General features: G+C 60.0%; 25 protein-coding genes and 1 pseudogene. 14 read left to right on the top strand and 12 right to left on the bottom strand.

Going from position 1 to position 21,647, the window contains the following annotated elements; translation table 11 throughout:
• The first annotated feature begins 9 nt into the window (after positions 1-9).
• Positions 10-336, top strand: coding sequence for a transcriptional regulator SutA (gene sutA / locus G9Q84_RS05575; protein ID WP_032884367.1), 327 nt, complete (start codon positions 10-12; stop codon positions 334-336).
• 106 nt (positions 337-442) lie between these two features.
• Here the strand turns inward: sutA and G9Q84_RS05570 are convergent, their stop codons facing one another.
• From G9Q84_RS05570 to lptM, 6 genes are read right to left on the bottom strand one after another with little or no spacing between them, the layout of a single operon-like run.
• Positions 443-1,138, bottom strand: a complete 696-nt coding sequence (locus G9Q84_RS05570) for an HAD family hydrolase (RefSeq protein ID WP_181643007.1) — start codon at positions 1,136-1,138, stop codon at positions 443-445.
• Positions 1,135-2,034 carry a tyrosine recombinase XerC gene (gene xerC, locus G9Q84_RS05565; protein WP_032884365.1) on the bottom strand — a complete coding sequence of 300 codons (900 nt, stop codon included), beginning with the start codon at positions 2,032-2,034 and terminating at the stop codon, positions 1,135-1,137. Before xerC ends, G9Q84_RS05570 begins: the two co-directional genes overlap by 4 nt.
• Before the next feature lie 2 nt (positions 2,035-2,036).
• A complete protein-coding gene (locus tag G9Q84_RS05560) occupies positions 2,037-2,753 on the bottom strand; it encodes a DUF484 family protein (protein ID WP_181643006.1) in 717 nt (238 codons plus the stop codon).
• Between the two features lie 13 nt (positions 2,754-2,766).
• Positions 2,767-3,597, bottom strand: a complete 831-nt coding sequence (dapF, locus tag G9Q84_RS05555; protein ID WP_032884362.1) for a diaminopimelate epimerase — start codon at positions 3,595-3,597, stop codon at positions 2,767-2,769.
• A gap of 3 nt (positions 3,598-3,600) precedes the next feature.
• Positions 3,601-4,848, bottom strand: coding sequence for a diaminopimelate decarboxylase (gene lysA / locus G9Q84_RS05550; protein ID WP_032884361.1), 1,248 nt, complete (start codon positions 4,846-4,848; stop codon positions 3,601-3,603).
• A gap of 9 nt (positions 4,849-4,857) precedes the next feature.
• Positions 4,858-5,028 (bottom strand): LPS translocon maturation chaperone LptM, encoded by a 171-nt coding sequence (gene lptM, locus G9Q84_RS05545; RefSeq protein WP_010207449.1) that lies wholly within the window; start codon positions 5,026-5,028, stop codon positions 4,858-4,860.
• 238 nt (positions 5,029-5,266) lie between these two features.
• On the opposite strand from lptM, the gene cyaY reads away from it, so the two are divergent.
• From cyaY to rnk, 3 genes are all read left to right on the top strand, one after another.
• The gene (gene cyaY, locus G9Q84_RS05540; protein WP_032884360.1) at positions 5,267-5,599 is read left to right on the top strand and encodes an iron donor protein CyaY; all 333 of its coding nucleotides are present in this window, start codon (positions 5,267-5,269) and stop codon (positions 5,597-5,599) included.
• A 2-nt stretch (positions 5,600-5,601) separates the two neighbouring features.
• Positions 5,602-5,820 (top strand): DUF1289 domain-containing protein, encoded by a 219-nt coding sequence (locus tag G9Q84_RS05535; RefSeq protein WP_081797581.1) that lies wholly within the window; start codon positions 5,602-5,604, stop codon positions 5,818-5,820.
• Positions 5,821-5,951: 131 nt separating this feature from the next.
• Entirely contained in the window at positions 5,952-6,365 is a 414-nt protein-coding gene (gene rnk, locus G9Q84_RS05530; RefSeq protein WP_181643005.1) for a nucleoside diphosphate kinase regulator, read from the top strand.
• Here rnk and G9Q84_RS05525 read toward each other — a convergent pair.
• From G9Q84_RS05525 to G9Q84_RS05515, 3 genes are all read right to left on the bottom strand, one after another.
• Positions 6,362-9,202, bottom strand: a complete 2,841-nt coding sequence (locus tag G9Q84_RS05525; protein ID WP_181643004.1) for a class I adenylate cyclase — start codon at positions 9,200-9,202, stop codon at positions 6,362-6,364. The genes rnk and G9Q84_RS05525 overlap by 4 nt on opposite strands.
• Before the next feature lie 168 nt (positions 9,203-9,370).
• On the bottom strand, positions 9,371-9,625 hold the full coding sequence (locus G9Q84_RS05520; RefSeq protein WP_003195403.1) for a TIGR02647 family protein: 255 nt from the start codon (positions 9,623-9,625) through the stop codon (positions 9,371-9,373).
• Positions 9,626-9,720: 95 nt separating this feature from the next.
• Positions 9,721-10,005 carry a hypothetical protein gene (locus tag G9Q84_RS05515; protein WP_032884356.1) on the bottom strand — a complete coding sequence of 95 codons (285 nt, stop codon included), beginning with the start codon at positions 10,003-10,005 and terminating at the stop codon, positions 9,721-9,723.
• A 125-nt stretch (positions 10,006-10,130) separates the two neighbouring features.
• On the opposite strand from G9Q84_RS05515, the gene G9Q84_RS05510 reads away from it, so the two are divergent.
• Positions 10,131-10,790 carry a glutathione S-transferase family protein gene (locus G9Q84_RS05510; RefSeq protein WP_095185191.1) on the top strand — a complete coding sequence of 220 codons (660 nt, stop codon included), beginning with the start codon at positions 10,131-10,133 and terminating at the stop codon, positions 10,788-10,790.
• A 36-nt stretch (positions 10,791-10,826) separates the two neighbouring features.
• Here G9Q84_RS05510 and argH read toward each other — a convergent pair whose 3' ends face one another.
• Positions 10,827-12,221: an argininosuccinate lyase gene (argH, locus tag G9Q84_RS05505; protein ID WP_181643003.1), complete on the bottom strand. Its 1,395-nt coding sequence runs from the start codon at positions 12,219-12,221 to the stop codon at positions 10,827-10,829.
• A gap of 390 nt (positions 12,222-12,611) precedes the next feature.
• Between argH and G9Q84_RS29710 the strand changes: the two are divergent.
• The 8 genes and pseudogenes from G9Q84_RS29710 to G9Q84_RS05475 form a co-directional block, all read left to right on the top strand.
• Positions 12,612-12,728, top strand: a pseudogene (locus G9Q84_RS29710) (sensor histidine kinase); the annotation flags it as partial.
• Positions 12,725-13,471 carry a LytR/AlgR family response regulator transcription factor gene (locus G9Q84_RS05500; RefSeq protein ID WP_095185190.1) on the top strand — a complete coding sequence of 249 codons (747 nt, stop codon included), beginning with the start codon at positions 12,725-12,727 and terminating at the stop codon, positions 13,469-13,471. The pseudogene G9Q84_RS29710 and the gene G9Q84_RS05500, both read left to right, overlap by 4 nt.
• A gap of 138 nt (positions 13,472-13,609) precedes the next feature.
• Positions 13,610-14,551 (top strand): hydroxymethylbilane synthase, encoded by a 942-nt coding sequence (hemC, locus tag G9Q84_RS05495; protein WP_181643002.1) that lies wholly within the window; start codon positions 13,610-13,612, stop codon positions 14,549-14,551.
• The gene (locus G9Q84_RS29140; protein ID WP_338104075.1) at positions 14,548-15,309 is read left to right on the top strand and encodes a uroporphyrinogen-III synthase; all 762 of its coding nucleotides are present in this window, start codon (positions 14,548-14,550) and stop codon (positions 15,307-15,309) included. The genes hemC and G9Q84_RS29140 overlap by 4 nt, the downstream gene beginning before the upstream one ends.
• An 18-nt stretch (positions 15,310-15,327) precedes the next feature.
• Positions 15,328-16,443 (top strand): uroporphyrinogen-III C-methyltransferase, encoded by a 1,116-nt coding sequence (locus G9Q84_RS29135; RefSeq protein WP_032884350.1) that lies wholly within the window; start codon positions 15,328-15,330, stop codon positions 16,441-16,443.
• A 5-nt stretch (positions 16,444-16,448) separates the two neighbouring features.
• Positions 16,449-17,690, top strand: coding sequence for a heme biosynthesis protein HemY (locus tag G9Q84_RS05485; RefSeq protein ID WP_122754201.1), 1,242 nt, complete (start codon positions 16,449-16,451; stop codon positions 17,688-17,690).
• Positions 17,691-17,927: 237 nt separating this feature from the next.
• Positions 17,928-18,449 (top strand): disulfide bond formation protein B, encoded by a 522-nt coding sequence (locus tag G9Q84_RS05480; RefSeq protein WP_095185188.1) that lies wholly within the window; start codon positions 17,928-17,930, stop codon positions 18,447-18,449.
• A 213-nt stretch (positions 18,450-18,662) separates the two neighbouring features.
• The gene (locus tag G9Q84_RS05475) at positions 18,663-19,121 is read left to right on the top strand and encodes an Rsd/AlgQ family anti-sigma factor (protein ID WP_032884346.1); all 459 of its coding nucleotides are present in this window, start codon (positions 18,663-18,665) and stop codon (positions 19,119-19,121) included.
• A 54-nt stretch (positions 19,122-19,175) separates the two neighbouring features.
• Here G9Q84_RS05475 and G9Q84_RS05470 read toward each other — a convergent pair whose 3' ends face one another.
• The gene (locus tag G9Q84_RS05470; RefSeq protein WP_181643001.1) at positions 19,176-19,853 is read right to left on the bottom strand and encodes an FKBP-type peptidyl-prolyl cis-trans isomerase; all 678 of its coding nucleotides are present in this window, start codon (positions 19,851-19,853) and stop codon (positions 19,176-19,178) included.
• 192 nt (positions 19,854-20,045) lie between these two features.
• Between G9Q84_RS05470 and G9Q84_RS05465 the strand changes: the two genes are divergently transcribed.
• Positions 20,046-21,164: an AlgP family protein gene (locus tag G9Q84_RS05465; protein ID WP_181643000.1), complete on the top strand. Its 1,119-nt coding sequence runs from the start codon at positions 20,046-20,048 to the stop codon at positions 21,162-21,164.
• On the opposite strand, the gene G9Q84_RS05460 is transcribed toward G9Q84_RS05465, so the two are convergent.
• The gene (locus G9Q84_RS05460; protein ID WP_122681930.1) at positions 21,161-21,628 is read right to left on the bottom strand and encodes a TIGR02444 family protein; all 468 of its coding nucleotides are present in this window, start codon (positions 21,626-21,628) and stop codon (positions 21,161-21,163) included. The genes G9Q84_RS05465 and G9Q84_RS05460 overlap by 4 nt on opposite strands.
• Positions 21,629-21,647: the final 19 nt, after the last annotated feature.

Here is a 21,647-nt window from a genome sequence, read left to right as displayed (position 1 = left end):
AGGTAGAACATGAGCGACGATGATCTGGAAAACGACGAACTCGAAGTAGGTGACGAAGACGACACCGAAGAAGGTCTTGAAGCTGCAGCGGAAGACGTTGCGGACGACGATGGTGGCGATGATGCGCCTGCCCCTGCGGCCAAAGGCAAAGCCAAGGCAGCTGTTTCGGTAGATGAATTGCCGAGCGTTGAGGCCAAGAACAAAGAGCGCGATGCTCTGGCCCGTGCGATGGAAGAATTCCTCGCTAAAGGCGGCAGAGTGCAGGAAGTCGAGGCTAATGTGGTGGCAGACCCACCCAAAAAGCCGGATAACAAGTACGGCAGCCGACCTATCTGAGGTCAGTCACCTGCTTGTAAGAAAAAGCCCGCCGTCGCTGCGGGCTTTTTCATGCTTGCTGATTCATTTGAGCTTCGTGGTGATCCCCATATTGGGATCTGTAGTACTACTGCCACTTGCGGAGTAATTTCGGCAGCTCCGTAAGGCTACGAATCTCCGCGTCGGGGCGTTTATCCCCCTCCCACACCTTGGCGCTGGGGTTAAACCACACGGCCCGCAGCCCCGCCTGCTGCGCCCCCGCAATGTCGTCCCCGGGATGGTCGCCAACATGCACTGCTGCGCTGGCATCCACTCCGCCGCGTTGCAGCGCCTCTTGGAACAGCCGCGCATCCGGCTTGGCAATACCAATATCTTCAGCGCGCAGCGCAAAGTGAAAGTAGTCAGCCAGGCCCACACGCTGCACATCGGCATTGCCATTGGTGATCACACCCAGCAGAAAGTGCTGGCGCAGCGCTTGCAACATCGGCTCGGCTTCAGGGAAGGGAGTGAGCTGATGACGGGCGTGAATGAACGCCTCGAAGCACACGTCTGCCATTTCCGTGGCTTGCGGCTGTGGATATCCGGCCTCCTCGAAGGCGTGCATCAGCACCCGGTGGCGCAACACGCTGATGCGGTGTTTGAGCTCCGGATGACGCTGCAGCACCTGTTGGCGCAGGCTGGCGAAATGCTCCAGTGGCAGGTCGCCGACGTTGGGGGCATGCACGACCAGCCATTCGCGCATCGACGCCTCGGCGCTGATGATGACGGGTACGTTGTCCCAGAGTGTGTCGTCCAGGTCGAAGGTGATCAGCTTGATACTCATGAGTCGCCGCCCTTGATGCGTTTGGCCCGTGGATGGGCGCTGTCGTACACCGTTGCCAGGTGTTGGAAGTCCAGATGGGTATAGATCTGCGTGGTCTTGATATCGGAGTGGCCCAGCAACTCCTGCACGGCGCGCAGATCCTGGGACGATTCCAGCATATGGCTTGCAAAGGAGTGCCGCAGCATATGCGGGTGCAGGTTTTGACCCAGTTCGCGCTCCCCGGCGGCTTTGACCCGCACCTGAATAGCCCGCGGCCCCAGTCGCCGGCCTTGCTGGCTGATAAACACGGCGTCGTCCGCCGGGTTGGCCAACGCCCGCAGCGGAAGCCAGAGTTGCAGGGCTTCGCGGGCCTTCCTGCCCACCGGCAGCACGCGGGTTTTGCTGCCCTTGCCGAGTACTTGCACCAGGCCGTCTGCCAGGTCCAATTGGTCTAGGTTCAGGCCAGTGAGTTCCGACAGGCGCAGGCCCGAGGAATAGAACAGCTCCAGGATCGCCTGGTCGCGGTGGGCCAGGAAGTCATCCTCTACGGCGCCATCAAGCAATTGCAAAGCGCGGTCGGTATCCAGGGTCTTGGGCAGGCGCCGTTCGCCCTTGGGCGGAGACAGGCCGTTGGCCGGGTCGTGGTCGCACAGGCCTTCGCGGTTGAGGTAGTGATAGAGCCCGCGCACAGCCGACAGCAGGCGAGCGAGGCTGCGCGAGGATTGGCCCGTCTGGTGCAAGCGCGCGATCAGGCTGCGCAGGCTCTGGATATCCAAGGCCTTCCAACTGGTGACCTGCTGTTTTTCGCAGTAGGCCAGGACTTTGTTCAAGTCCCGCCGATAGGCTTCCAGTGTGTGGGGCGACACCTGGCGCTCGTTGCGCAGGTGAGCGCAGTAAGCGTCCAGTTGCCGTTCCATGGCTAGCGCACCGCGCGCAGGGCAGTGGTGAAGCGCGGCAGGACGCGGCCCAACACTTCGGCGATATAGGTCAGGAACAGTGTGCCCACCGAGCTTTTGTAGTGCGCAGGATCACGGCTGGCGATAGCCAGCACGCCATGCAAGCCTTGATGGCTGAGGGTGACCACGGCTGTGGAGCCGATCTCCTTGAGCTGTTCGGGACCAAACAGGAAGTCCAGCTCATGCTCGCGCAAGGTGCCGCTGATGGTCTTGCCTTCGGACAACAGGCCGCCAATCGCGGTCTGTGCGTCGCTGCCGCTGACCCAGCGGCCTACAGGCATCGGGTTGTCGCTGAATAGGATCAGGCTGACAAATGGCACTTGGAAGTCCTGGCGCAGGCTGTCTTCCACGGCGATCACGGTTTCTTCCAGGCTGGTGGCGTCCATCAGCGCAAGGATCAGGCGACGTGTTTTGTCGAACAAGCGGTCGTTGTCGCGGGCGACGTCCATCAAGTGCGAGAGCTTATGACGCATCTCGATATTGCGCTCGCGCAGGATCTTCATCTGTCGCTCCACCAGCGACACGGTGTCGCCGCGCTGGTGGGGGATGCGCAGTGCCGGCAGCAGTTCTTCGTGCTCGACGAAGAAATCCGGATTCGCCTCAAGGTACGCCGCGACAGCAGCGGCCTCCAGACTTTCGCTCGGGGTTGCGGGTGCGGGTACTTGAGGCTTATCGGTCATTAGCTTGGCTCACTCATAGACGGACCTGTCCTTCGTATACACGCGAGGCCGGCCCGGTCATCAGAACCGGGTGGCCAGGGCCTGCCCATTCGATGGACAGGCGTCCACCGGGCAGGTCGATCAGCAGCGGCGAATCCATCCACCCCTGGCTGATCGCGGCCACGGCAGCGGCGCAAGCACCGGTGCCGCAGGCCTGGGTTTCGCCGGCGCCGCGTTCCCACACACGCAATTGCGCGCGGGAACGGTCGATCACCTGCAGGAAACCCACGTTGACCCGTGCCGGAAAGCGCGGGTGGTGTTCGATCTTCGGCCCCAGTTCATGTACGGGGGCATTGTTGATGTCGTTGACCCGCAACACAGCATGGGGGTTGCCCATGGAGACGGCCGCCAAGTCGACGATCTTGCCGTCGACATCGACTGCGTAGCTGGTGGCCTGCTCGCTGGCCTGGAAGGGAATATCCGCTGGCACCAAGCGCGGCGCGCCCATGTTGACGCTGATTTGGCCGTCGCTGCGAATATCCAGCTCGATCACGCCGCTCTTGGTCTCGACGCGGATCTGGCGCTTGGCGGTCAGGCGCTTATCCAGCACGAAACGCGCGAAACAGCGCGCACCGTTGCCGCACTGTTCCACTTCGGAACCGTCGGAGTTGAAGATCCGATAACGGAAATCCACCTCCGGGTTGCTTGGCGCCTCGACGATCAGCAATTGGTCGAAGCCAATGCCTGTATGCCGGTCGCCCCACTGTTTAGCGTGCTTGGGCAGGATGTGCGCGTGCTGGCTGACCAGGTCGAGGACCATGAAATCATTGCCGAGCCCGTGCATCTTGGTAAAACGCAGCAGCATGGCTTACTCCGGCAGCAGGCTTTCGCCAGCATACAACTCGGCTACCGTCTCGCGGCGACGCACTTCAAACGCTTGATCACCGTCCACCAGTACCTCGGCGGTACGGCCGCGGGTGTTGTAGTTGGAACTCATGACAAACCCGTAGGCACCGGCCGAATGCACGGCCAGCAGATCGCCTTCCTCCAGCGCAAGCTGACGATCCTTGGCGAGGAAGTCGCCGGTTTCGCAGATCGGGCCGACGATGTCATAGGCGCGAGCTTCGCTGTCGCGAGGCGTCACAGCGGTGACATTCATCCAGGCCTGGTACAGCGCCGGGCGGATCAGGTCGTTCATCGCCGCGTCGACGATGGCGAAATCCTTGTGCTCGGTGTGCTTGAGGTACTCGACCTGGGTCAGCAGCACGCCGGCGTTGGCGACGATGTAGCGGCCCGGCTCGAACATCAGCGTCAGGTCGCGGCCTTCGATGCGCTCGCGCACGGCCTGGATATAGTCGGCAATCAGCGGCGGCTCTTCATCGCGATACCGCACGCCCACGCCGCCACCGAGGTCGATGTGGTGCAGGTAGATACCGCATTCGCCCAGGCGATCAATCAGCGCCAGCAGGCGGTCGAGGGCATCTAGGAACGGCGGCAGAGTGGTCAGTTGCGAACCGATGTGGCAGTCGACGCCCAGCACTTCCAGGTTTGGCAACTGCGCGGCGCGGATATACACGTCCTCGGCGTCAGCAATGGCGATGCCGAACTTGTTCTCTTTGAGACCGGTGGAAATGTACGGGTGGGTGCCAGCATCGACGTCCGGGTTGACGCGCAGGGAGATCGGCGCGCGTACGCCCATTTCGGCGGCTACGACCTGCAGGCGCTCCAGCTCGTCGGTGGATTCGATGTTGAAGCAATGCACACCGACTTCCAGGGCACGGCGCATGTCTTCGCGGCTCTTGCCGACGCCGGAGAACACGATCTTGTCAGCCTGGCCACCAGCTGCCAGTACCCGCTCCAGCTCGCCACGGGAGACGATGTCAAAACCAGCGCCCATACGCGCCAGGACATTCAGTACACCCAGATTGGAGTTTGCCTTGACCGCGTAGCACACCAAGTGCGGTACGCCGTCCAGTGCGTCGGTGAAGGAGCGGTATTGAGCTTCGATGTGAGCGCGTGAGTACACGTACGTCGGGGTACCAAAGCGCTGGGCAATCGCGGACAGCGCCACGCCTTCCGCGAACAGCTCGCCGTCCCGGTAGTTAAAAGCGTCCATGGAGCTCCCTTATTCGTAGGTGTCGTGCTTATGCGCTTTGGATGGCTTTTGCGACGATTGCGCCTGTTCATTCGGGTCTTTGCTGTCATCGGGCAGGTACAGCGGGCCTTTTTGACCACAGGCACTAACGAGGCAAGCGACCGCGACGAGCGCAGCAAGGGAAGAGATCAGGCGCTTCATGGCGAAATCCTTGAATATGCATTAATTGCGCCCGAGTATACCGACCACCCGCCAGCTTGCCTATGCGCCGAAATACCCGTCCGGCGGGGGTTTGCCGACATGAAGGTGAAGCGGGCTACGCTGGCAGAGGATATTTCATACCGTCATCGGTAATGAAATCGGTATCCTTTGCAATCGGCGAGGCTCGCCCGTATCGTGCGGCGCTTGAGCAAAACCAGACACTTTTGAGGTTGCCACAATGAGTTTGACCGAAGCCCGTTTTCACGACCTGGTGGATGCGACCCAGCAGGCGCTGGAAGATATTTTTGACGACAGCGGCCTGGATGTGGACCTGGAAAACTCGGCCGGCGTGCTGACCGTCAAGTTCGAGAGTGGCCAGCAACTGATCTTCAGTCGCCAGGAACCCCTGCGTCAGCTGTGGCTGGCGGCGCGCTCCGGTGGCGTTCACTTTGACTACGACGAAGAAAGCGGCAAATGGCAGTGCGATAAGAGTGAAGAGTTGTTGGGCGAGATGCTCACGCGCCTGGTCCACGAATATACCGGCGCCGAGCTGGATTTCGACGAGATTTGACCGTGACTGAGCCTGCGCCCGTACGTCCGCCAAAGCCGCTGTTCAGTAATGTCAGCCCGGCGGTGCCGTCACCTTGTATCAGTTTGTGTCGTCTGGACGAGCAAAAAGTCTGCCTCGGCTGCTTTCGTCACGTTGAAGACATCCGCGAATGGCGCTCCGCCGACGATGCCCGGCGCAGGGTGATCTGCGCCGAGGCCGAGCAGCGCAGGGCGCACGCCTGAGGCTGTCTTGTTTATTTGTGACGCTGTGGTAGTGTCCGGGTACGCCTCAACTCATCGAGGCCCGCGAGAACCCCGCCTTTTTTTGGCGGGGTTTTGCTTTTTTGTGCAGAAAAAAGGAGTCTGCCTGAATCATGACCACCGCACCGTCCATCATCCTCACCCGTCTTGACGTGCAGCGTCTGGAGCAACTGATCGACCGCTTGGGCGACGAAACTCCCGGCGTCGAAGCGTTGCAAGCCGAACTCGATCGCGCCGAAGAAGTGGTTGGCCACGATGAAGTGCCTGCGGGTGTCGTGACCATGAACTCCAGCGTACATTGCCGTGAGCAAGGCAGCGGCAAGGACTACCACCTGACGCTGGTCTATCCGAAAGATGCCAATGCAGACGCCGGCAAGATCTCGATCCTGGCACCCGTGGGCAGCGCGTTGTTAGGCCTGAAAGTGGGCCAGCATATCGACTGGCCGGCACCTGGCGGCAAGACCCTCAAGCTTGAATTGCTCAGTGTTGAAGTCCAGCCAAAAGACGGCGGCGCCTTCACTCTCTAAATCTGGCTCAGCGCCTCGTTGAGCGACAGCTCCAGCTCGGCCTTGTAACGCAGGTAAAGGTTGCTCGGGCTCTGCACATCACCGAGCAGGCCCGATAGATCCAGGTCGGTGATGTAGCAACGGTAGCGCTCGGTTTCCCGGCGCTGTCCAACGATCTCCTGGGCGACCACGGCAAATAGCTGGTCGCCGAATTCCAATTCGGAAAACTCCCGCTGATTGCAGTACAGGGTAATGCCCACCTTGCCGTGTGCTGCTTTGCCGATAATCGCCTGCACGTCGTAAAACGATTTGTTCGTTGGATTGTGCGGCGCCGGCCGAGGTTCGATCCCGCGGGCGCGTCCGCTTCCTGTCGGCAATAGTTGGTAATACAAGGTCTGCACCGCGCCCAGGGGTTGTTGCGTGTCCAGCGGCGACAACGCATCCCGCCGATAGATGATGGATTGCAGAAAGCGCTGCAAAGGCGCCAGCAGGCTCTGCTCATCATGAAACGGCAGGCGCTGCTGCCAGAGCGCGTTGAACTCATCCAGCACATACAGCTCGGCGAAATCCTCATTGACCCGGTAGAACACTTGCACGCAATCAGCCATGCCCATGGGCAGCAGCAGCGCCAGGTCGTGGTCTTCCAGGGCCATCGTGTCCAGATGCAGCGGGCTGTAGCTGGCCAGCTCTTCGCTGAGGTAGGCGATCAGCGCGTCCTGGGTTGCCAGTGACACATGGGTGGCTTGGCCCGGCATCAACTCCATTACGTGGTAGTGCTGCTGAACTTGCAGCAAGTAGCGGTGGTTGGACTGACCCAGCAGCAGGTTCTGCGCGGTGTCGAAGATTTCCTCCACGCGCTGGGCAATGAACTGCGCACGGTTATGACAGAAGCAGCGCACCCGCAGACGCGGCAGGCGGTCTGATGGCAGTTGGTTTAGGTAGTCGCGCAGGCAATCGAGCAAAGCGTGCGGGCCGTCGTAACGGCTGACCATCACCTCGTTCCAGCTGTTGAGCGTGACTTGGTCCAGGGTCAGCACCAGGTTATCGCGAACACCGGCATAACTCAGGGAGTCGGTGCGCTCGGTGGTCATCAGGATGTTCAGGTCGCGGTGATGCTTGAGCGGGTCGACGCCGACGTTGATCAGCAGCAACACTTCCTCGGGCACCGCCGATCGCAGCAGGCTTATTTCATCGACGCTGGTCAGGGGCAGGGCGACCGTTTGTTGCAGGCTGCCCAGCAGGTTGAACAACTCGAATTCGGTCATGTCGCTGGTGCCGGGGTGCAGCGCCAGGCGCGTGCTGCTGTCGATTACACCGTTGCGATGGCACCAAGTGAGCATTTCCAGCAGGTCGCGGCTGCGCTTGATGGGCGCAAAGTGTTCCCACTCCAGGGCCGTGAGGTTGCCGTTGTACAACCCCCAGTGATGCTGGCCCGGTTCCTTGCGGTTGGGCGACTGCACCAGGGTCAAGGTGTCTTCAGCCAGGTCCGGTGCGATGCCGGGGTTGATGAATTCGACCTTGCCGGCCTTGCGCTCAAAAGCGGCATACAGGCGCCGGCCCAGAACGTTAAGGTCGCGCTTGTTGATCAGGCTGACGGTTTGTTCGGTCCGGGCAAACTGGGTCAGGAAGCGATAGCTGTAGTTCAGCTCGCTGACCAGGGCGCGGCGTTCCGAGGCCACCTGACGCACTTTCCACTGGCTGCGGCTGTCCAGCAGGGCGAGTTGACGCTGGTCCCAGCTCCATTCGCGGGCCAGGCGCTCCAGCAACAGTCGCTGCCAACTGCTGGTGCGTTGGCCGGCGGTGAGCTTGCGATTGACCTTCAGGTACAGCGCGCGGCGTACCAATTCCAGGCGTTCGGGCTCGTTGCGTGCCTTGAGGTATTCCTCGATGCGGCGGTACACCACGATGTATGGGTCCAGCTCATCCAGGTCCATCTGGTTCGCGAACACCGCGCGCTTGAAGCGCAGGCTCAGGCAATGCACGTTGGGGTGTTCGCTGGCGTAGACCTCAGTCAGCAGCAGTTTGAGCACCGATTTGTAAGGTGACTCGATGCCTTTGAACAACTGCCATAGACCGGCTCCGATGAATTCGCCGGGTGGAATATGTGCCAGGTGGCCGAGGTCAAGGGTTTCATCGGCGCGGATAAACCGCTTGGAGAGCAGTGTGTGGGTGAATTCGGCGTAACGGGTCTCTTCGTATACCGGCACCAGCCACCAAATCGGCGTGCGCCCGGCCAACCAGATGGCTGTACGGTAGAACTCGTCCAGCAGCAGGTAATGCTGGGTGGTACCGCAGTCGTCGGAGCTCAGTTGGGTGTCGCGCTCGCCGAGTACGAAGCGCGTTGGCTCGATCAGGAAGAAGTGTGCCTCGGCACCCATGGTGAGGGCCCAGGCTTCTAGCAGTTGGCATTTCTTGCGCAGTTCGGCCAGCTCGTTTTCGCCCAGGTCGGGGGCGTGGCACACCCATACGTCCATATCGCTCTGATCCGCTTGGGCGAGGGTGCCAAGGCTGCCCATCAGAAATAGGCCATGGATAGGCTTGGGCTGATTGACCGGGCGCGGCTTGTAAGAGAACGAGCGGGTCAGGCGTTGGGCTTCGGCCAAGGCCTGAGCGTCGGGCTCGAAATTCGAAAGCCCGGCTGGCGTGCTGCCCGAAACATAACCGGGCAACAGCGGATGATTAACATGAAAAAACAGTGGCAGGAGGGTCAGCACGCTTTGCTGGCGCGGCGTCAGCCCCTCGACGGCACGCGCCATGCGCCCCTCATTGAGGGCCATGAAGCGCGCGCGCAATTGGGCCAGCACCTTGCGGTCGATGCCTTCGTCCAAGTCAGGGCGGATTTCATGGGTGCGGGTCATGTCGAACTCGGTGGCTCGCAGGGCCCGACGTGGGCGGCCGTGTAGGAGTTTACAGCCAGTGGCGTAGGAGGTTTAGGGGGAAATGGTCTTTGACGCCAGAATTTTAACTGGCCCACAGCAACGCCCTTGGAATCCGCAGTGAGCGGACTCCATGGGCGGTATCGGGTATCAGGCTGCTTCTTTGGTGCTGGCAGTGGTCAGAATAGTCAGCAGGGTTTGGGCCTGCTCTGCGGCGTCCCGACCGAGGCTGGTCAGATAGCCCCCGTCTGGCTGGTCGATAAGTCCTTTGGCATGGAGGCGCTTGGCAGCGGCGATGGCAGTAGGAGCGGCGGTCTGATGGACCTTCAGACCTTCCTTGGTGCTGTCCAAGGGGAAGAGTACAAGGATTTCCAGTTCGGCAACCAATTCAGGGGTATACGACATAAGGACTCCAGACTTTCTAAAATTTATTAGAGGCTAGCAGGCCATAAGGTGAACGCACTTTGCCGAACTGTCCAGCGTGTTGCTGCGTGCCGGGATTATTCCTTTTCAGGCGGCAACTCAGGCAGTGCCCGCAGCGCGGTTTCATACCATTCGGTATTGAAGGCGCGGTCCTCGTCCAGCATCGCGTCGATCTCGAACGCCAGCACGTGGGCCATAAGATTCAGGATGTCTTCGCGTTCATAACCCACCAGGGTCAGTTTGTTGAAGGTCGCCTTGGCGGCGGGGGGATTGTCGCTTTCGATCTGGTTCTCGATCGCTTCGATCAGGGTGTTTTCGGTGAATTCTTCTTCGTCACTGTCGATATCGGTCGGCTCGCTCATGGCAGGCTCCTCAAGGAAAGGGCGCCAGTCTACCTCCATTCAGGCAGGTGATGCTGCTGGTCAGGCTGGGCGTCAAGATCTATAACTCTTGCAGCCAACCCCGCACACGGCCTGGAGGCTTTGCGATGCTCAAGCTCTACGGATTTTCGGTCAGCAACTACTACAACATGGTGAAACTGGCGCTGTTGGAGAAAGGGCTCCTGTTTGAAGAGGTGCCTTTCTACGCCGGTCAAACCCCGGAAGCCCTGGCAATTAGTCCGCGCGGCAAGGTACCGGCGCTTGGCGTAAAGCAGGGGTTTATCAACGAAACCAGCGTGATACTCGAATACATCGAGCAAACCCAGGAAGGCCCTTCGCTGTTGCCAGCAGACCCATTCCAACGTGCCCAAGTGCTGGCGCTGTGCCGGGAAATCGAGCTGTACATCGAATTGCCCGCCCGCGCGTGTTTTGCCGAGGCGTTTTTCGGTATGCCGGTGCCGGAGGCGATCAAGGAAAAATCCAAGGCTGAGTTGCTGCTGGGGATCGGTTCTTTAGGTCGGCACGGCAAGTTCGCGCCTTACGTGGCGGGGGAGAGTTTTACGATTGCGGATCTGTATTTCATGTACAGCGTGAACCTCGCCTGTGGCGTGGGCGAGAAGCTGTTTGGATTGGATTTGCTGGCTGAGTTGCCAAAGGCGAAAGCGTTGTTGGAGCGATTGCATGCCATGCCCAACGCCCAAAAGGTGGCAGCGGACCGGGAGGCGGCGATGCCTGCGTTTATGGCGATGATTGCGGCCAAAAAGTGATCAAGTGTGGGAGGGGGCAAGCCCCTCCCACATTTTTTAGCGGCTGGCGAGCAACGCCTGGCCGCGTACGACCGCTGCCTTCACCTGCGCGGGCGCAGTGCCGCCGATGTGATTACGCGCATTCACCGAACCTTCCAGGGTCAGTACGGCGAACACATCCTGCTCGATCTGGTCGCTGAACTGGCGCAGTTCTTCCAGGCTCATTTCTGCCAGGTCTTTGCCGGTTTCCACGCCGTATTTCACTGCGTGGCCGACGATTTCGTGGCAGTCACGGAACGGCAGGCCACGGCGTACCAGGTAGTCCGCCAGGTCCGTTGCCGTGGAGAAACCGCGCAAAGCCGCTTCACGCATGATCGCGTGTTTTGGCTTGATCGCCGGGATCATGTCGGCAAAGGCACGCAGCGAGTCGCGCAGGGTGTCGGCAGCGTCGAACAGCGGTTCCTTGTCTTCCTGATTGTCCTTGTTGTAGGCCAACGGCTGGCCTTTCATCAGGGTCAGCAGGCCCATCAGTGCGCCGAATACGCGGCCGCTCTTGCCGCGGACCAGCTCTGGCACGTCGGGGTTTTTCTTTTGCGGCATGATCGAGCTGCCGGTGCAGAATCGATCCGGGAGGTCGATGAACTGGAATTGCGCGCTGGTCCACAGCACCAACTCTTCGGAGAAGCGTGACAGGTGCATCATCGCAATGCTGGCGGCGGCGCAGAATTCGATGGCGAAGTCACGGTCCGAGACGCCGTCCAGGGAGTTGCCGCCCACAGCGTCGAAGCCCAGCAGTTGCGCGGTGTACTCGCGGTCGATTGGGTAAGTGGTGCCAGCCAGCGCGGCGCTGCCCAGTGGCATGCGGTTGGCGCGCTTGCGGCAATCGACCAGGCGCTCGTAGTCGCGGCTGAGCATTTCGAACCAGGCCAGCAGGTGGTGACCGAACGTCACAGGCTGGGCGGTTTGCAGGTGAGTGAAGCCGGGCATGATGGTGTCCGATTCGCGTTCGGCCTGCTCCAGCAGGCCTTTTTGCAGGCGCGTTATTTCGGACAGGATCAGGTCGAGTTCATCGCGCAGCCACAGGCGGATATCGGTGGCCACCTGGTCGTTACGGCTACGACCGGTGTGCAGTTTCTTGCCGGTCACACCGATACGGTCGGTGAGGCGGGCCTCGATATTCATGTGCACGTCTTCCAGGTCGACGCGCCAGTCGAACGTACCGGCTTCGATCTCACCGCGGATGGTGGTCAGGCCGTCAATGATGCTGTCGCGCTCGGCGTCGGTCAGCACGCCGACTTTGGCCAGCATCGTCGCGTGGGCGATGGAGCCCATGATGTCGTGGCGGTACAGGCGCTGGTCGAAGGTGACGGAGGCGGTGAAGCGGGCGACGAAGGCGTCGACGGGTTCACTGAAGCGGCCGCCCCAGGACTGGTTGGTCTTGTCGGTGCTCATGGATTCGCTCGTGGTCTGCTTAATAAAGAGGCGTGGAAGTCTGCCGGCGATAATAACAGGGTTGCCCGTGGAGGCGGTGCTGCGGGTCGTCGGCATTTTTATTTGTGCAAAGGATGGCTAAGTGCCTTGCCGCCGAACGCGTCCGGGAAGAGACTGGAGGTAGATGTTTATCGAAACGATATTTGACGATTGCGCAATATCGTTCCGGTGAGCGTCTACAGTTGGACTGATAGTGTGTGAATGCACCAAAGTCGGGTATTGCGGTCAGAGCCTGACTATCCATTTAAAAGGGGGGTATTCGGATTGTGTATCAGCAAACCCTACGACGATGCCCGATGGCAGCAGGTCTTGGGCGCTATTGAACAGGTCCGGGTAAATATGGGTGCCGCTGTCAGGGCACTTTTTGCCGCTCGCGCTAGTCTTAGCGTGGATCGCTGTGACGCAAGTCACCGCACCTGTCTACGCTATCCTTGTGCGAGACTCACGCAGGAATCCAGCGCTATATGAATGTCCTGATCGTTGATGACGAACCCCAAGCCCGCGAGCGACTGACCCGCTTGGTCAGTGAACTTGAGGGTTATACAGTCCTTGAGCCGAGTGCCACCAACGGGGAGGAGGCGTTGACGCTGATCGACAGCCTCAAGCCCGACCTGGTGTTGCTCGATATCCGCATGCCGGGCCTTGATGGCCTGCAAGTCGCCGCCCGGCTGAGCGAGCGAGAATCGCCACCCGCCGTGGTGTTATGCGCCGCGCAAGAAGAGTTTGCTGAGCAGACGCTGGAAGCCAGTGGCGTCAGCTTTGTGATTAAACCAGTGACTGCCGAAGCCTTGCTCAAGGCCATGAAGAAAGCCGAGCGCCCCAACCGCGCCCAACTGGCAGCCTTGACCCAGCCTGCCGCCCAAAGTGGTAACGGGCCGCGCAGCCACATCAGCGCACGTACGCGCAAAGGGATTGAGCTGATCCCACTGAGCCAGGTTGTTTATTTTATTGCCGATCACAAGTACGTGACCCTGCGACATGAGGCTGGCGAAGTGTTGCTCGATGAGCCGCTCAAGGCCCTTGAGGATGAGTTCGGCGAACGCTTCGTGCGTATCCACCGCAATGCGTTGGTGGCCCGCGAGCGGATCGAACGTCTTCAACGCACACCTCTGGGACACTTCCAGTTGTTCCTTAAAGGGCTTAACGGCGATGCTTTGATCGTCAGTCGACGCCATGTCGCGGGCGTGCGCAAAATGATGCAGCAGCTTTAGTTCGAGGGCTGTAGCGAGGCCTGCATTCCTTATCCCGGTGCGACGTGGCCAGGGAGGCCCCGCACTTGCTGATTCAAATCAAAGCGCATTTGCCTGAGCTGTTATTATCTGCCGTATCTATTCAGTACGGATTGATCCATGTCCTCTCGCGAAATCCGCATCGCCACCCGTAAAAGTGCTCTGGCCTTATGGCAGGCCGAATACGTCAAAGCACGCCTTGAACAGGCCCATCCCGGCCTCACGGTGTCCCTGGTGCCCATGGTCAGTCGCGGCGACAAGCTGCTTGACTCGCCACTGTCGAAAATCGGGGGCAAGGGCCTGTTCGTCAAGGAACTGGAAACTGCGCTGCTGGAAAACGAAGCCGACATCGCCGTGCATTCGATGAAAGACGTGCCCATGGACTTTCCCGAAGGCCTGGGCCTTTTTTGCATCTGCGAGCGCGAAGACCCGCGTGATGCCTTCGTTTCCAACACCTATGCATCCCTGGATGAGCTGCCGCTGGGCAGCATCGTCGGCACCTCCAGCTTACGTCGTCAGGCCCAGCTGCTGACCCGCCGTCCAGACCTGCAGATCCGCTTTCTACGTGGCAACGTCAACACTCGCCTGGCTAAGCTGGATGCTGGCGAATATGACGCGATCATCCTGGCTGCCGCTGGTTTGATCCGTCTGGGTTTCGAAGATCGCATCACCTCCGCCATCAGCGTCGAAGACAGCTTGCCAGCGGGTGGGCAGGGCGCCGTGGGCATCGAATGTCGCACCGCCGACAGCCAAATCCACGAACTTCTCAAGCCGCTCGATCACCACGATACCGAAGTGCGTGTCACAGCCGAGCGAGCTCTGAACAAGCACCTCAATGGCGGCTGCCAAGTGCCGATTGCTTGCTACGCCGTGCTCGAAGGTGAAGACCTGTGGCTGCGTGGCCTGGTCGGCGACCCTGACGGCGGCACCTTGTTGACGGCAGAAGTGCGCGGGCCGCAGCGTTATGCCACGGCGTTGGGTATCCAGGTCGCTGAAGAGCTACTGGATAAAGGCGCTGGTGCCATTCTGCAAAAAGTCTACGGTGAGGCCGGTCCGCAGTGAGTGGGTGGCGAGTGCTGCTGACGAGGCCTGCAGAGGAATCGACCGCCCTGGCGGCGTCGTTATCTGAAGCCGGCATTTTCAGCAGCAGTTTGCCCCTGCTGGACACTGAGCCGTTACCCATCACGCCCGAGCAACAGGCTGTCTTCCGTGACCTGCATCGCTATTGCGCGGTGATCGTGGTGAGCAAGCCCGCTGCGCGCCTTGCCCTGCAGCAGTTGGCTCATCATCCCAAGCCACAAATTCCTTGGTTCAGCGTCGGCGCCGGAACTGCGCAGGTACTGTCCGATCAGGGCCTGAACGTTCACTATCCCCAAAGCGGCGACGACAGCGAGGCCTTGCTTCAATTACCGGCGTTGCGCGAGGCTATCGCGTGCCGCGATTCACGGGTGTTGATTCTGCGTGGCGAGGGCGGTCGAGAGTTGCTGGCGGAGCGTTTGCGCGAGCAAGGTGCTAGTGTCGACTATCTGGAGTTGTACCGCCGTTTCCTGCCGACCTATGACGCCGGTGTGCTGGTGCAACGCATCCAGTTGGAACGCTTGAACGGCCTGGTGGTCAGCAGTGGGCAGGGTTTTTTGCACCTGCAAGCCTTGGCCGGCCCCGATTGGCCACAGGTGGCACAGCTGCCGTTGTTCGTGCCCAGCCCACGAGTCGCCGAGATGGCACGGGCTGCTGGCGCAGAAAAAGTTGTGGATTGTCGCGGCGCGAGTGCCGCGGCTTTGTTAGTGGCGTTACGGAGTCATCCCGTTCCCACTCTCTGATACGCAAAGGACGGATACGTGAGCGAAACAGCCTTGCCTAAAGATGAAACCCAACCCGCACTCGATGCGCCGGTTGAGTCACCGGTCACCACGCCGCGCCGTGGCAATGGCCTGGCAGTTGTCGCCTTGCTGCTTGGCGCCGTGGGTGTTGCTGCCGGAGGTTGGGGGATCTGGCAGGTCCGCGCCCTGCAAGCCAGCAGCCAGCAGCAGCTGGGTCAGGTGCAGACCTTGGATGACCAATCCCAGTCCCTCAAGCAAAGTCAGCAGCAACTGGCTGCGCGCTTGGCCCAGTTGCCGGGCGCTGACGAGTTGGAAGAGCGCCGCCGTCTGGTCGCCCAGTTGCAAGGTGATCAGCAGCGCCTTAACCAGCGTCTGGAAACCGTGCTGGGGGCCAGCCGTAAAGACTGGCGCCTGGCCGAGGCCGAGCACCTGATCCGTCTGGCGAGTTTGCGGCTGTCCGCCCTGCAAGATATCAACAGTGCCCAGGCGCTGGTGCAGGGTGCCGACGAGATTCTTCGCGAGCAGAGCGATCCAGGTTCCTACGCTGCGCGAGAACAATTGGCCAAGAGCCTGGCCGCGTTGCGCAGTACCGAGCAGCCGGACCGTACCGGGCTCTATCTGCAATTGGCAGCCTTGCGTGACCAGGTTGTGCAGTTGGCAGCCATTGCCCCTGAATATCAACTCACCGAGCCCTCTGGGCAGGGGCGTCCAAGCACTGATACGGATAGCCGCTGGAGACAGTGGTGGGAGCAGATTTCCCGTTACTTCCGCATCGACTTCAATCCCGACGATAACATTCGACCACTGCTCGCCGGTCAGGGGCTGAACCAAGTTCGCCTGGCCCTGAGTCTGGCGCTGGAGCAGGCGCAATGGGCGGCGCTCAATGGAGAGTCGGCGGTGTACAGCCGTTCGCTGGGCGAGGCGCGCAGCGTGTTGCAGGACAACTTCAACCAGGACAATCCGCAGAGCAAGGCGATGCTGGCGCGTATCGCCGAGCTTGAGCCAAAAGCTGTGTCGGTAGTGACACCGGACCTGGCGGCGAGTCTGGCTGCGGTGCAGGCGTACCTAGAACGTCGTCATGTGTCTGCTGACGAAGCTAAGGCGGCGGCTGGCAAGCCGGCGATCCAGGAGTAGAGCCGATGAAGCGTTTCTATGTGATCCTGGTGCTGGTGGTTGCGATCGCCCTGGCACTCGCTGTGGGCATTTCGAAACACACCGGCTATGTGCTGATTACCTATCCTCATGTGCTGCATTACGAGTCGAGCCTATGGGCGACCGTGGTAGCAGTGTTTGCCATCGGCCTCGCCATTTACCTGATTCGCGTGTTGCTGAGCCTGGTGACCACCTCCGGTGGCGTGGTCAACCCGTGGTCTCGGCGTAACCGCAGTCGCCGTGTGCAGATCGCCATCGAACAGGGCCAGATGGACCTCGCTGAGGGCCGCTGGGCCAGCGCTGAGCGTCATCTGCATCGTGCAGCTGAAGCTGAGCGCCAGCCTTTGTTGTACTACCTGGGCGCGGCCCGTGCGGCGAATGAGCAGGGCCGTTATGAGGAGTCCGACGGTTTGCTGGCGCGTGCGCTGGAGCGTCAGCCCCAAGCGGAGTTGGCGGTCGCGTTGAGCCATGCGCAATTGCAGTTGGACCGTGGCGATACTGACGGCGCGTTGACGACCTTGCAGGTCATGCACGAGCGTCATCCCCATAACGCCCAGGTATTGCGCCAATTGCAGCGTTTGCACCAGCAGCGAGGCGACTGGTCTTCGGTCATCCGACTGCTGCCGGAGCTGCGCAAGGACAAAGTGCTGCCTGCCAGCGAACTGGCCGAGTTGGAGCGCCGTGCCTGGGGCGAGAACCTGAGCCTGGCTGCTCAGCGCGAAGAGCAGGGCGAAGCGGGTTTGCAGTCCCTTGAGCGGGCCTGGCAGCAACTCACTTCGGCTCAGCGTCAGGAGCCGCAGTTGGTGCTGGCTTACGCTGAGCAACTGCGCCAGCTGGGCGCCGATGCCAAGGCGGAGGAGGCGTTGCGCGGTGCTATCAAGCGCGGCTATGACAGCCACCTGATTCGTCTGTACGGCCTGCTGCGCGGCGGTGACCAGGCCAGGCAATTGAAGTTTGCCGAGGGGTGGCTCAAGGATCATCCGGGTGATGCCAGCCTGCTGCTGACGTTGGGTCGTCTGTGCTTGCAAAACAGCCTGTGGGGCAAGGCACGGGATTATCTGGAAAGTAGCCTTCAAGTGCAGCGTAATCCTGAGGCGTGTGCCGAGCTGGCGCGGTTATTGGCCCAGTTGGGTGATACCGAGCGCAGCAACCAACTGTTCCAAGAAGGTTTGGGTCTGCTGGATAACCGCTTACTGGCCTCTCCGCTGCCAGTTCCTACCCGGTCTTGATGTAGGAAAGGAATGGAGGGTTTGCTCAGATACGTCTGAGAGTTAGCCCTTCAATGCCCAGCAGATGCTGGGTTTTAAGCGCTCTACTGCAAACTCCTACACTGGGATGCTCGAAGTCTTTCATGCTTATGCGGGATATCCCTGCGATCTCACAGAACTGTCTGCTCTGTCGCGTATTGAAAGGGGTCGGGCCTTTCCTCTACCGTAACGACCTATCTCTCGCTGTGCGGATAAAGCATGTCTTTGGCCCCTTCACGCTCCTTGTTTTTTCTTGCGTTCATGGCGGGTGCGCTGACGTTGGGCGCGTCCTTCTATCTTGAGTTCGGTGCATCGTTACGCCCGTGCTTCCTGTGCCAGATACAACGGGCCTTTCTGGCCGCATTCACGCTCATCAATCTGGTTGCCGCTATCCATTCATCCAGTCGATCCACTTACTACCTGTACGGGCTGACGAGCATGGGATGTGCATTGTTGGGTGCCGTTACCGCTGTGCGTCAGGTGCTGCTGCAAAATGCCGCACCGGATCAGGCCGCCGATTGCTGGCCCAGCCTGAGCCACATGATCGATAACCTCTCGGTGTGGCAGGCCTTACGATTGGTGGTCGAGGGTACCGTCGATTGTGTGGAAATAAGCTGGACGCTGTTCGACTTGAGCCTTCCCGAATGGAGCCTGTTGTTCTTCCTGGGCATGCTAGTCCTCGGTGTCATACAGTTTTCACGGCTGTATTTGAGCCGTCCCCTGCGTCCGGTAGGGCGCTGAACGAAGGTCGCGGTTTGTAGGATGGGATTAAACACTTGTATGAACTTTCTCTCCTGCGTACCTTGAAGCCATAGTCGTGCGGGCATAATCTGGCCCGCACGCGTTATTAAAACCGTTTGCTTGTCAGATGCGGCCTTGTCCCGCTGCGGCTTACTCCTTGAAGTGTTGCGCGGGCATCAGGCGGCAGCGCCCCTATAGGGAAGAGAGATCATCATGCTGGAAAGTTGTCAGAATGCTCAGGAACGCTGGGGTGGGGTGCACAAGCTGATCGACAGCTGGTTGAAGGCACGTCACGAACTGGTTCGGGCCTTTGATGCTCTCGGCGCCAAGCCTGAGGCACTGGGTGAGAATCGCGAGCCGTTGCAGGATTTCTGTGGTGTCTTGGTGGACTACGTGTCGGCCGGCCACTTCGGCGTCTACGAGCAGCTGACCAAGGAGGCCGAAGCCTTCGACGATCAACGTGGTCTCGACTTGGCCGAAACCATTTACCCACGCATTGATGTCATCACCGAGAAGCTTCTGGCGTTCACCGACCTGTGTGATGCCGGAAACTGCGTTGCCGAAAAATTCAAGGAGTTGGGCGCGCTGTTGCATGAGCGCTTCGAACTGGAAGATTGCTTGATCGAAGTGCTGCACAATGCTCACAAGGAAGAGCCAGCCACTCAGGCTTGATCCTCAACGGTGATTTAAAAAAACGGTGCGCATGACGCACCGTTTTTTATTGGATCATTGGCGAGTGCCGAGTAACTCGATCTCGAATACCAATGGCGTGTAAGGCGGGATCAACTCGCCCGCGCCGTCGGCACCGTAGGCTTGGGCTGATGGAATCACCAGGCGCCATTTCGCTCCCACCGGCATCTGTTGTAACGCACTGCTCCAGCCGCTGATCACACTGTCCAGGCGAAACCACTGGGGCTGTGTGCTCTGATCGAAGACTGTGCCATCGGGTAACCGCCCAACGTATTTCACTTGAACCTGATCATTAGCTCCAGGTTTGCTGCCGCTGCCGGGTGTCAGTTCCGTGAGCAGGATTCCGTCAGCTAATTCGCGCACCCCTTTTGCAGTTTTTTCCTTGGCTAGAAACTGCTGTTCAGCTGCGAGCGACTTTTCACTTTTGGGTGCTTGGGCGTCGGCTTCGGCCTGCGCTTCATGCTGGGCAAGAATCTGTTCGATGCGCTTGTTATCCAACGCCAGCGGCTTGCCTTGATAGGCTTGATTGAGGCCCTCGATCAACGCCTGGATCTGCAGGTCCGGCACTTCCTGGCGCAGGCGTTCACCGAGGCTGGCGCCCAGGCTGTAGGCAAGGTCGTGCTGCTCTCGGTCTGCCGTTTTGGAGGGTGATTGCTCGCCCGCATTGGCTACGGAAATTGCCAAGCCCAGAACAAGAAAAAGGTAACGCGACATGGGCATTCTCCCGCCGAAAGTGCGACGGATTATGCCAGTGTGAAAGGGTAAAAAGTGTCGCGTGTTTTCGATATATCGATAAGAATTTTCGTACCGTGCAACGCAAGGCAAACGATACTGTCAACATGCCCTAGCGGCGGTAAGAGCAGAGGGCTAGTATGAGCCGCACCCACGTCAGCCAGGAGGTAAACCATGTCGGCCAAACAGAAGCCTGTTAATACCCCGTTGCACTTACTCCAACAACTGTCGAGCAGCCTGCTCGAACATCTGGAAAGCGCGTGTTCCCAAGCGTTGGCCGATGCAGAAAAACTGCTCGCCAAGTTGGAAAAACAACGCGGTAAGGCGCAAGAAAAGCTGCATAAATCCCGTACCAAACTGCAAGACGCCGCCACCGCCGGCAAGGCCAAGGCACAAGCCAAAGCCAAAGACGCTGTCAAAGAACTTGAGGACCTGCTGGACGCCCTCAAGGATCGCCAAGCTGAAACGCGCGCGTACATTTCCCAACTCAAGAAAGATGCTCAGGAAAGCCTGAAATTGGCCCAGGGCGTTGGTCGTGTTAAAGAAGCCGTGGCGAAAGTGCTGGGCGCTCGTACACCTGCAAAAGCATTTGCAGCGAAGGCACCCGCCAAAGCCGCCGCCAAGCCAGCTGCTAAGGCTGCTGCTGCAAAACCAGCCGCTAAGCCAGCTGCTAAGACTGCTGCTGCAAAACCAGCCGCCAAGCCAGCTGCTAAGACTGCTGCTGCAAAACCAGCCGCCAAGCCAGCTGCTAAGACCGCTGCTGCAAAACCAGCCGCCAAGCCAGTTGCTAAGACCGCTGCTGCAAAACCAGCCGCCAAGCCAGTTGCTAAGACCGCTGCTGCAAAACCAGCCGCCAAGCCAGCTGCTAAGACTGCTGCTGCAAAGTCAGCCGCCAAGCCAGTTGCTAAGACTGCTGCTGCAAAACCAGCCGCCAAGCCAGCTGCTAAGACTGCTGCTGCAAAACCAGCCGCCAAGCCAGTTGCTAAGACTGCTGCTGCAAAACCAGCCGCCAAGCCAGCTGCTAAGACTGCTGCTGCAAAGCCAGCCGCCAAGCCAGTTGCTAAGACTGCTGCTGCAAAACCAGCCGCCAAGCCAGTTGCTAAGACTGCTGCTGCAAAACCAGCCGCCAAGCCAGTTGCTAAGCCTGCCGCTGCAAAACCAGCTGTTAAGCCTGCTGCTGCAAAACCAGCAACAACTGCAACCGCCCCGACAGCCTCCACCGCTCCAACAGCACCGGCCAGCAGCACTCCTGCACCGGCAGCATCGAACACCACCCCAACCAGCGCTTCCTAAGTGCCGGTGGCCACGGCGCGCAAGTGTTGCAGCGCGTCGTGGTCAAGGTTGTTGGCCGCCTCAGCCCCCAGTCCTTCAAGCCATTTCTGACCCCCGCTCACCTCTGCGCTCATCCAGTTCTGCGCCAGCGCCTCCAGGCGTGTCAGTAGCCCGCGCTCCGCCTCCAACTCCAGGGCTTTGACCCGCTCCCGTAACGCCGCCAGCTGTTCGTCCTGCTGTGCCAACGTCCGCCATTGCACGCGCACTTGTCGCAAGGGCTCGATGACTTGCTTCTGCCACGGCCCGGCTATCTGTGTTAACGCTTGAATGCGCTCATAGGTCAGCGCCACGCCACGATGTTCCAGCCATGCCCCACACAGCAGCAGGCACACATCCGCTCCTTGTTCCTGCAAGCGCAGACAAGCGGCTTCCACGCCCGGACGGGCGTAAGTCGAGAGGGCAAAGCTCCACAGGTCAGCGCACATATTCACACCCAAGCCAGCG

The organism is Pseudomonas sivasensis, from assembly GCF_013778505.1.
GTDB lineage: Bacteria > Pseudomonadota > Gammaproteobacteria > Pseudomonadales > Pseudomonadaceae > Aquipseudomonas > Aquipseudomonas sivasensis.
This window is presented reverse-complemented; position numbering and strand designations above follow the sequence as displayed.

Coding starts and splice junctions, on each gene's coding strand:
- sutA (WP_032884367.1), top strand. CDS start 10: ATGAGCGACGATGATCTGGAAAACGACGAACTCGAAGTAGGTGACGAA.
- G9Q84_RS05570 (WP_181643007.1), bottom strand. CDS start 1,138: ATGAGTATCAAGCTGATCACCTTCGACCTGGACGACACACTCTGGGAC.
- xerC (WP_032884365.1), bottom strand. CDS start 2,034: ATGGAACGGCAACTGGACGCTTACTGCGCTCACCTGCGCAACGAGCGC.
- G9Q84_RS05560 (WP_181643006.1), bottom strand. CDS start 2,753: ATGACCGATAAGCCTCAAGTACCCGCACCCGCAACCCCGAGCGAAAGT.
- dapF (WP_032884362.1), bottom strand. CDS start 3,597: ATGCTGCTGCGTTTTACCAAGATGCACGGGCTCGGCAATGATTTCATG.
- lysA (WP_032884361.1), bottom strand. CDS start 4,848: ATGGACGCTTTTAACTACCGGGACGGCGAGCTGTTCGCGGAAGGCGTG.
- lptM (WP_010207449.1), bottom strand. CDS start 5,028: ATGAAGCGCCTGATCTCTTCCCTTGCTGCGCTCGTCGCGGTCGCTTGC.
- cyaY (WP_032884360.1), top strand. CDS start 5,267: ATGAGTTTGACCGAAGCCCGTTTTCACGACCTGGTGGATGCGACCCAG.
- rnk (WP_181643005.1), top strand. CDS start 5,952: ATGACCACCGCACCGTCCATCATCCTCACCCGTCTTGACGTGCAGCGT.
- G9Q84_RS05525 (WP_181643004.1), bottom strand. CDS start 9,202: ATGACCCGCACCCATGAAATCCGCCCTGACTTGGACGAAGGCATCGAC.
- G9Q84_RS05520 (WP_003195403.1), bottom strand. CDS start 9,625: ATGTCGTATACCCCTGAATTGGTTGCCGAACTGGAAATCCTTGTACTC.
- G9Q84_RS05515 (WP_032884356.1), bottom strand. CDS start 10,005: ATGAGCGAGCCGACCGATATCGACAGTGACGAAGAAGAATTCACCGAA.
- G9Q84_RS05510 (WP_095185191.1), top strand. CDS start 10,131: ATGCTCAAGCTCTACGGATTTTCGGTCAGCAACTACTACAACATGGTG.
- argH (WP_181643003.1), bottom strand. CDS start 12,221: ATGAGCACCGACAAGACCAACCAGTCCTGGGGCGGCCGCTTCAGTGAA.
- G9Q84_RS05500 (WP_095185190.1), top strand. CDS start 12,725: ATGAATGTCCTGATCGTTGATGACGAACCCCAAGCCCGCGAGCGACTG.
- hemC (WP_181643002.1), top strand. CDS start 13,610: ATGTCCTCTCGCGAAATCCGCATCGCCACCCGTAAAAGTGCTCTGGCC.
- G9Q84_RS05485 (WP_122754201.1), top strand. CDS start 16,449: ATGAAGCGTTTCTATGTGATCCTGGTGCTGGTGGTTGCGATCGCCCTG.
- G9Q84_RS05480 (WP_095185188.1), top strand. CDS start 17,928: ATGTCTTTGGCCCCTTCACGCTCCTTGTTTTTTCTTGCGTTCATGGCG.
- G9Q84_RS05475 (WP_032884346.1), top strand. CDS start 18,663: ATGCTGGAAAGTTGTCAGAATGCTCAGGAACGCTGGGGTGGGGTGCAC.
- G9Q84_RS05470 (WP_181643001.1), bottom strand. CDS start 19,853: ATGTCGCGTTACCTTTTTCTTGTTCTGGGCTTGGCAATTTCCGTAGCC.
- G9Q84_RS05465 (WP_181643000.1), top strand. CDS start 20,046: ATGTCGGCCAAACAGAAGCCTGTTAATACCCCGTTGCACTTACTCCAA.
- G9Q84_RS05460 (WP_122681930.1), bottom strand. CDS start 21,628: ATGTGCGCTGACCTGTGGAGCTTTGCCCTCTCGACTTACGCCCGTCCG.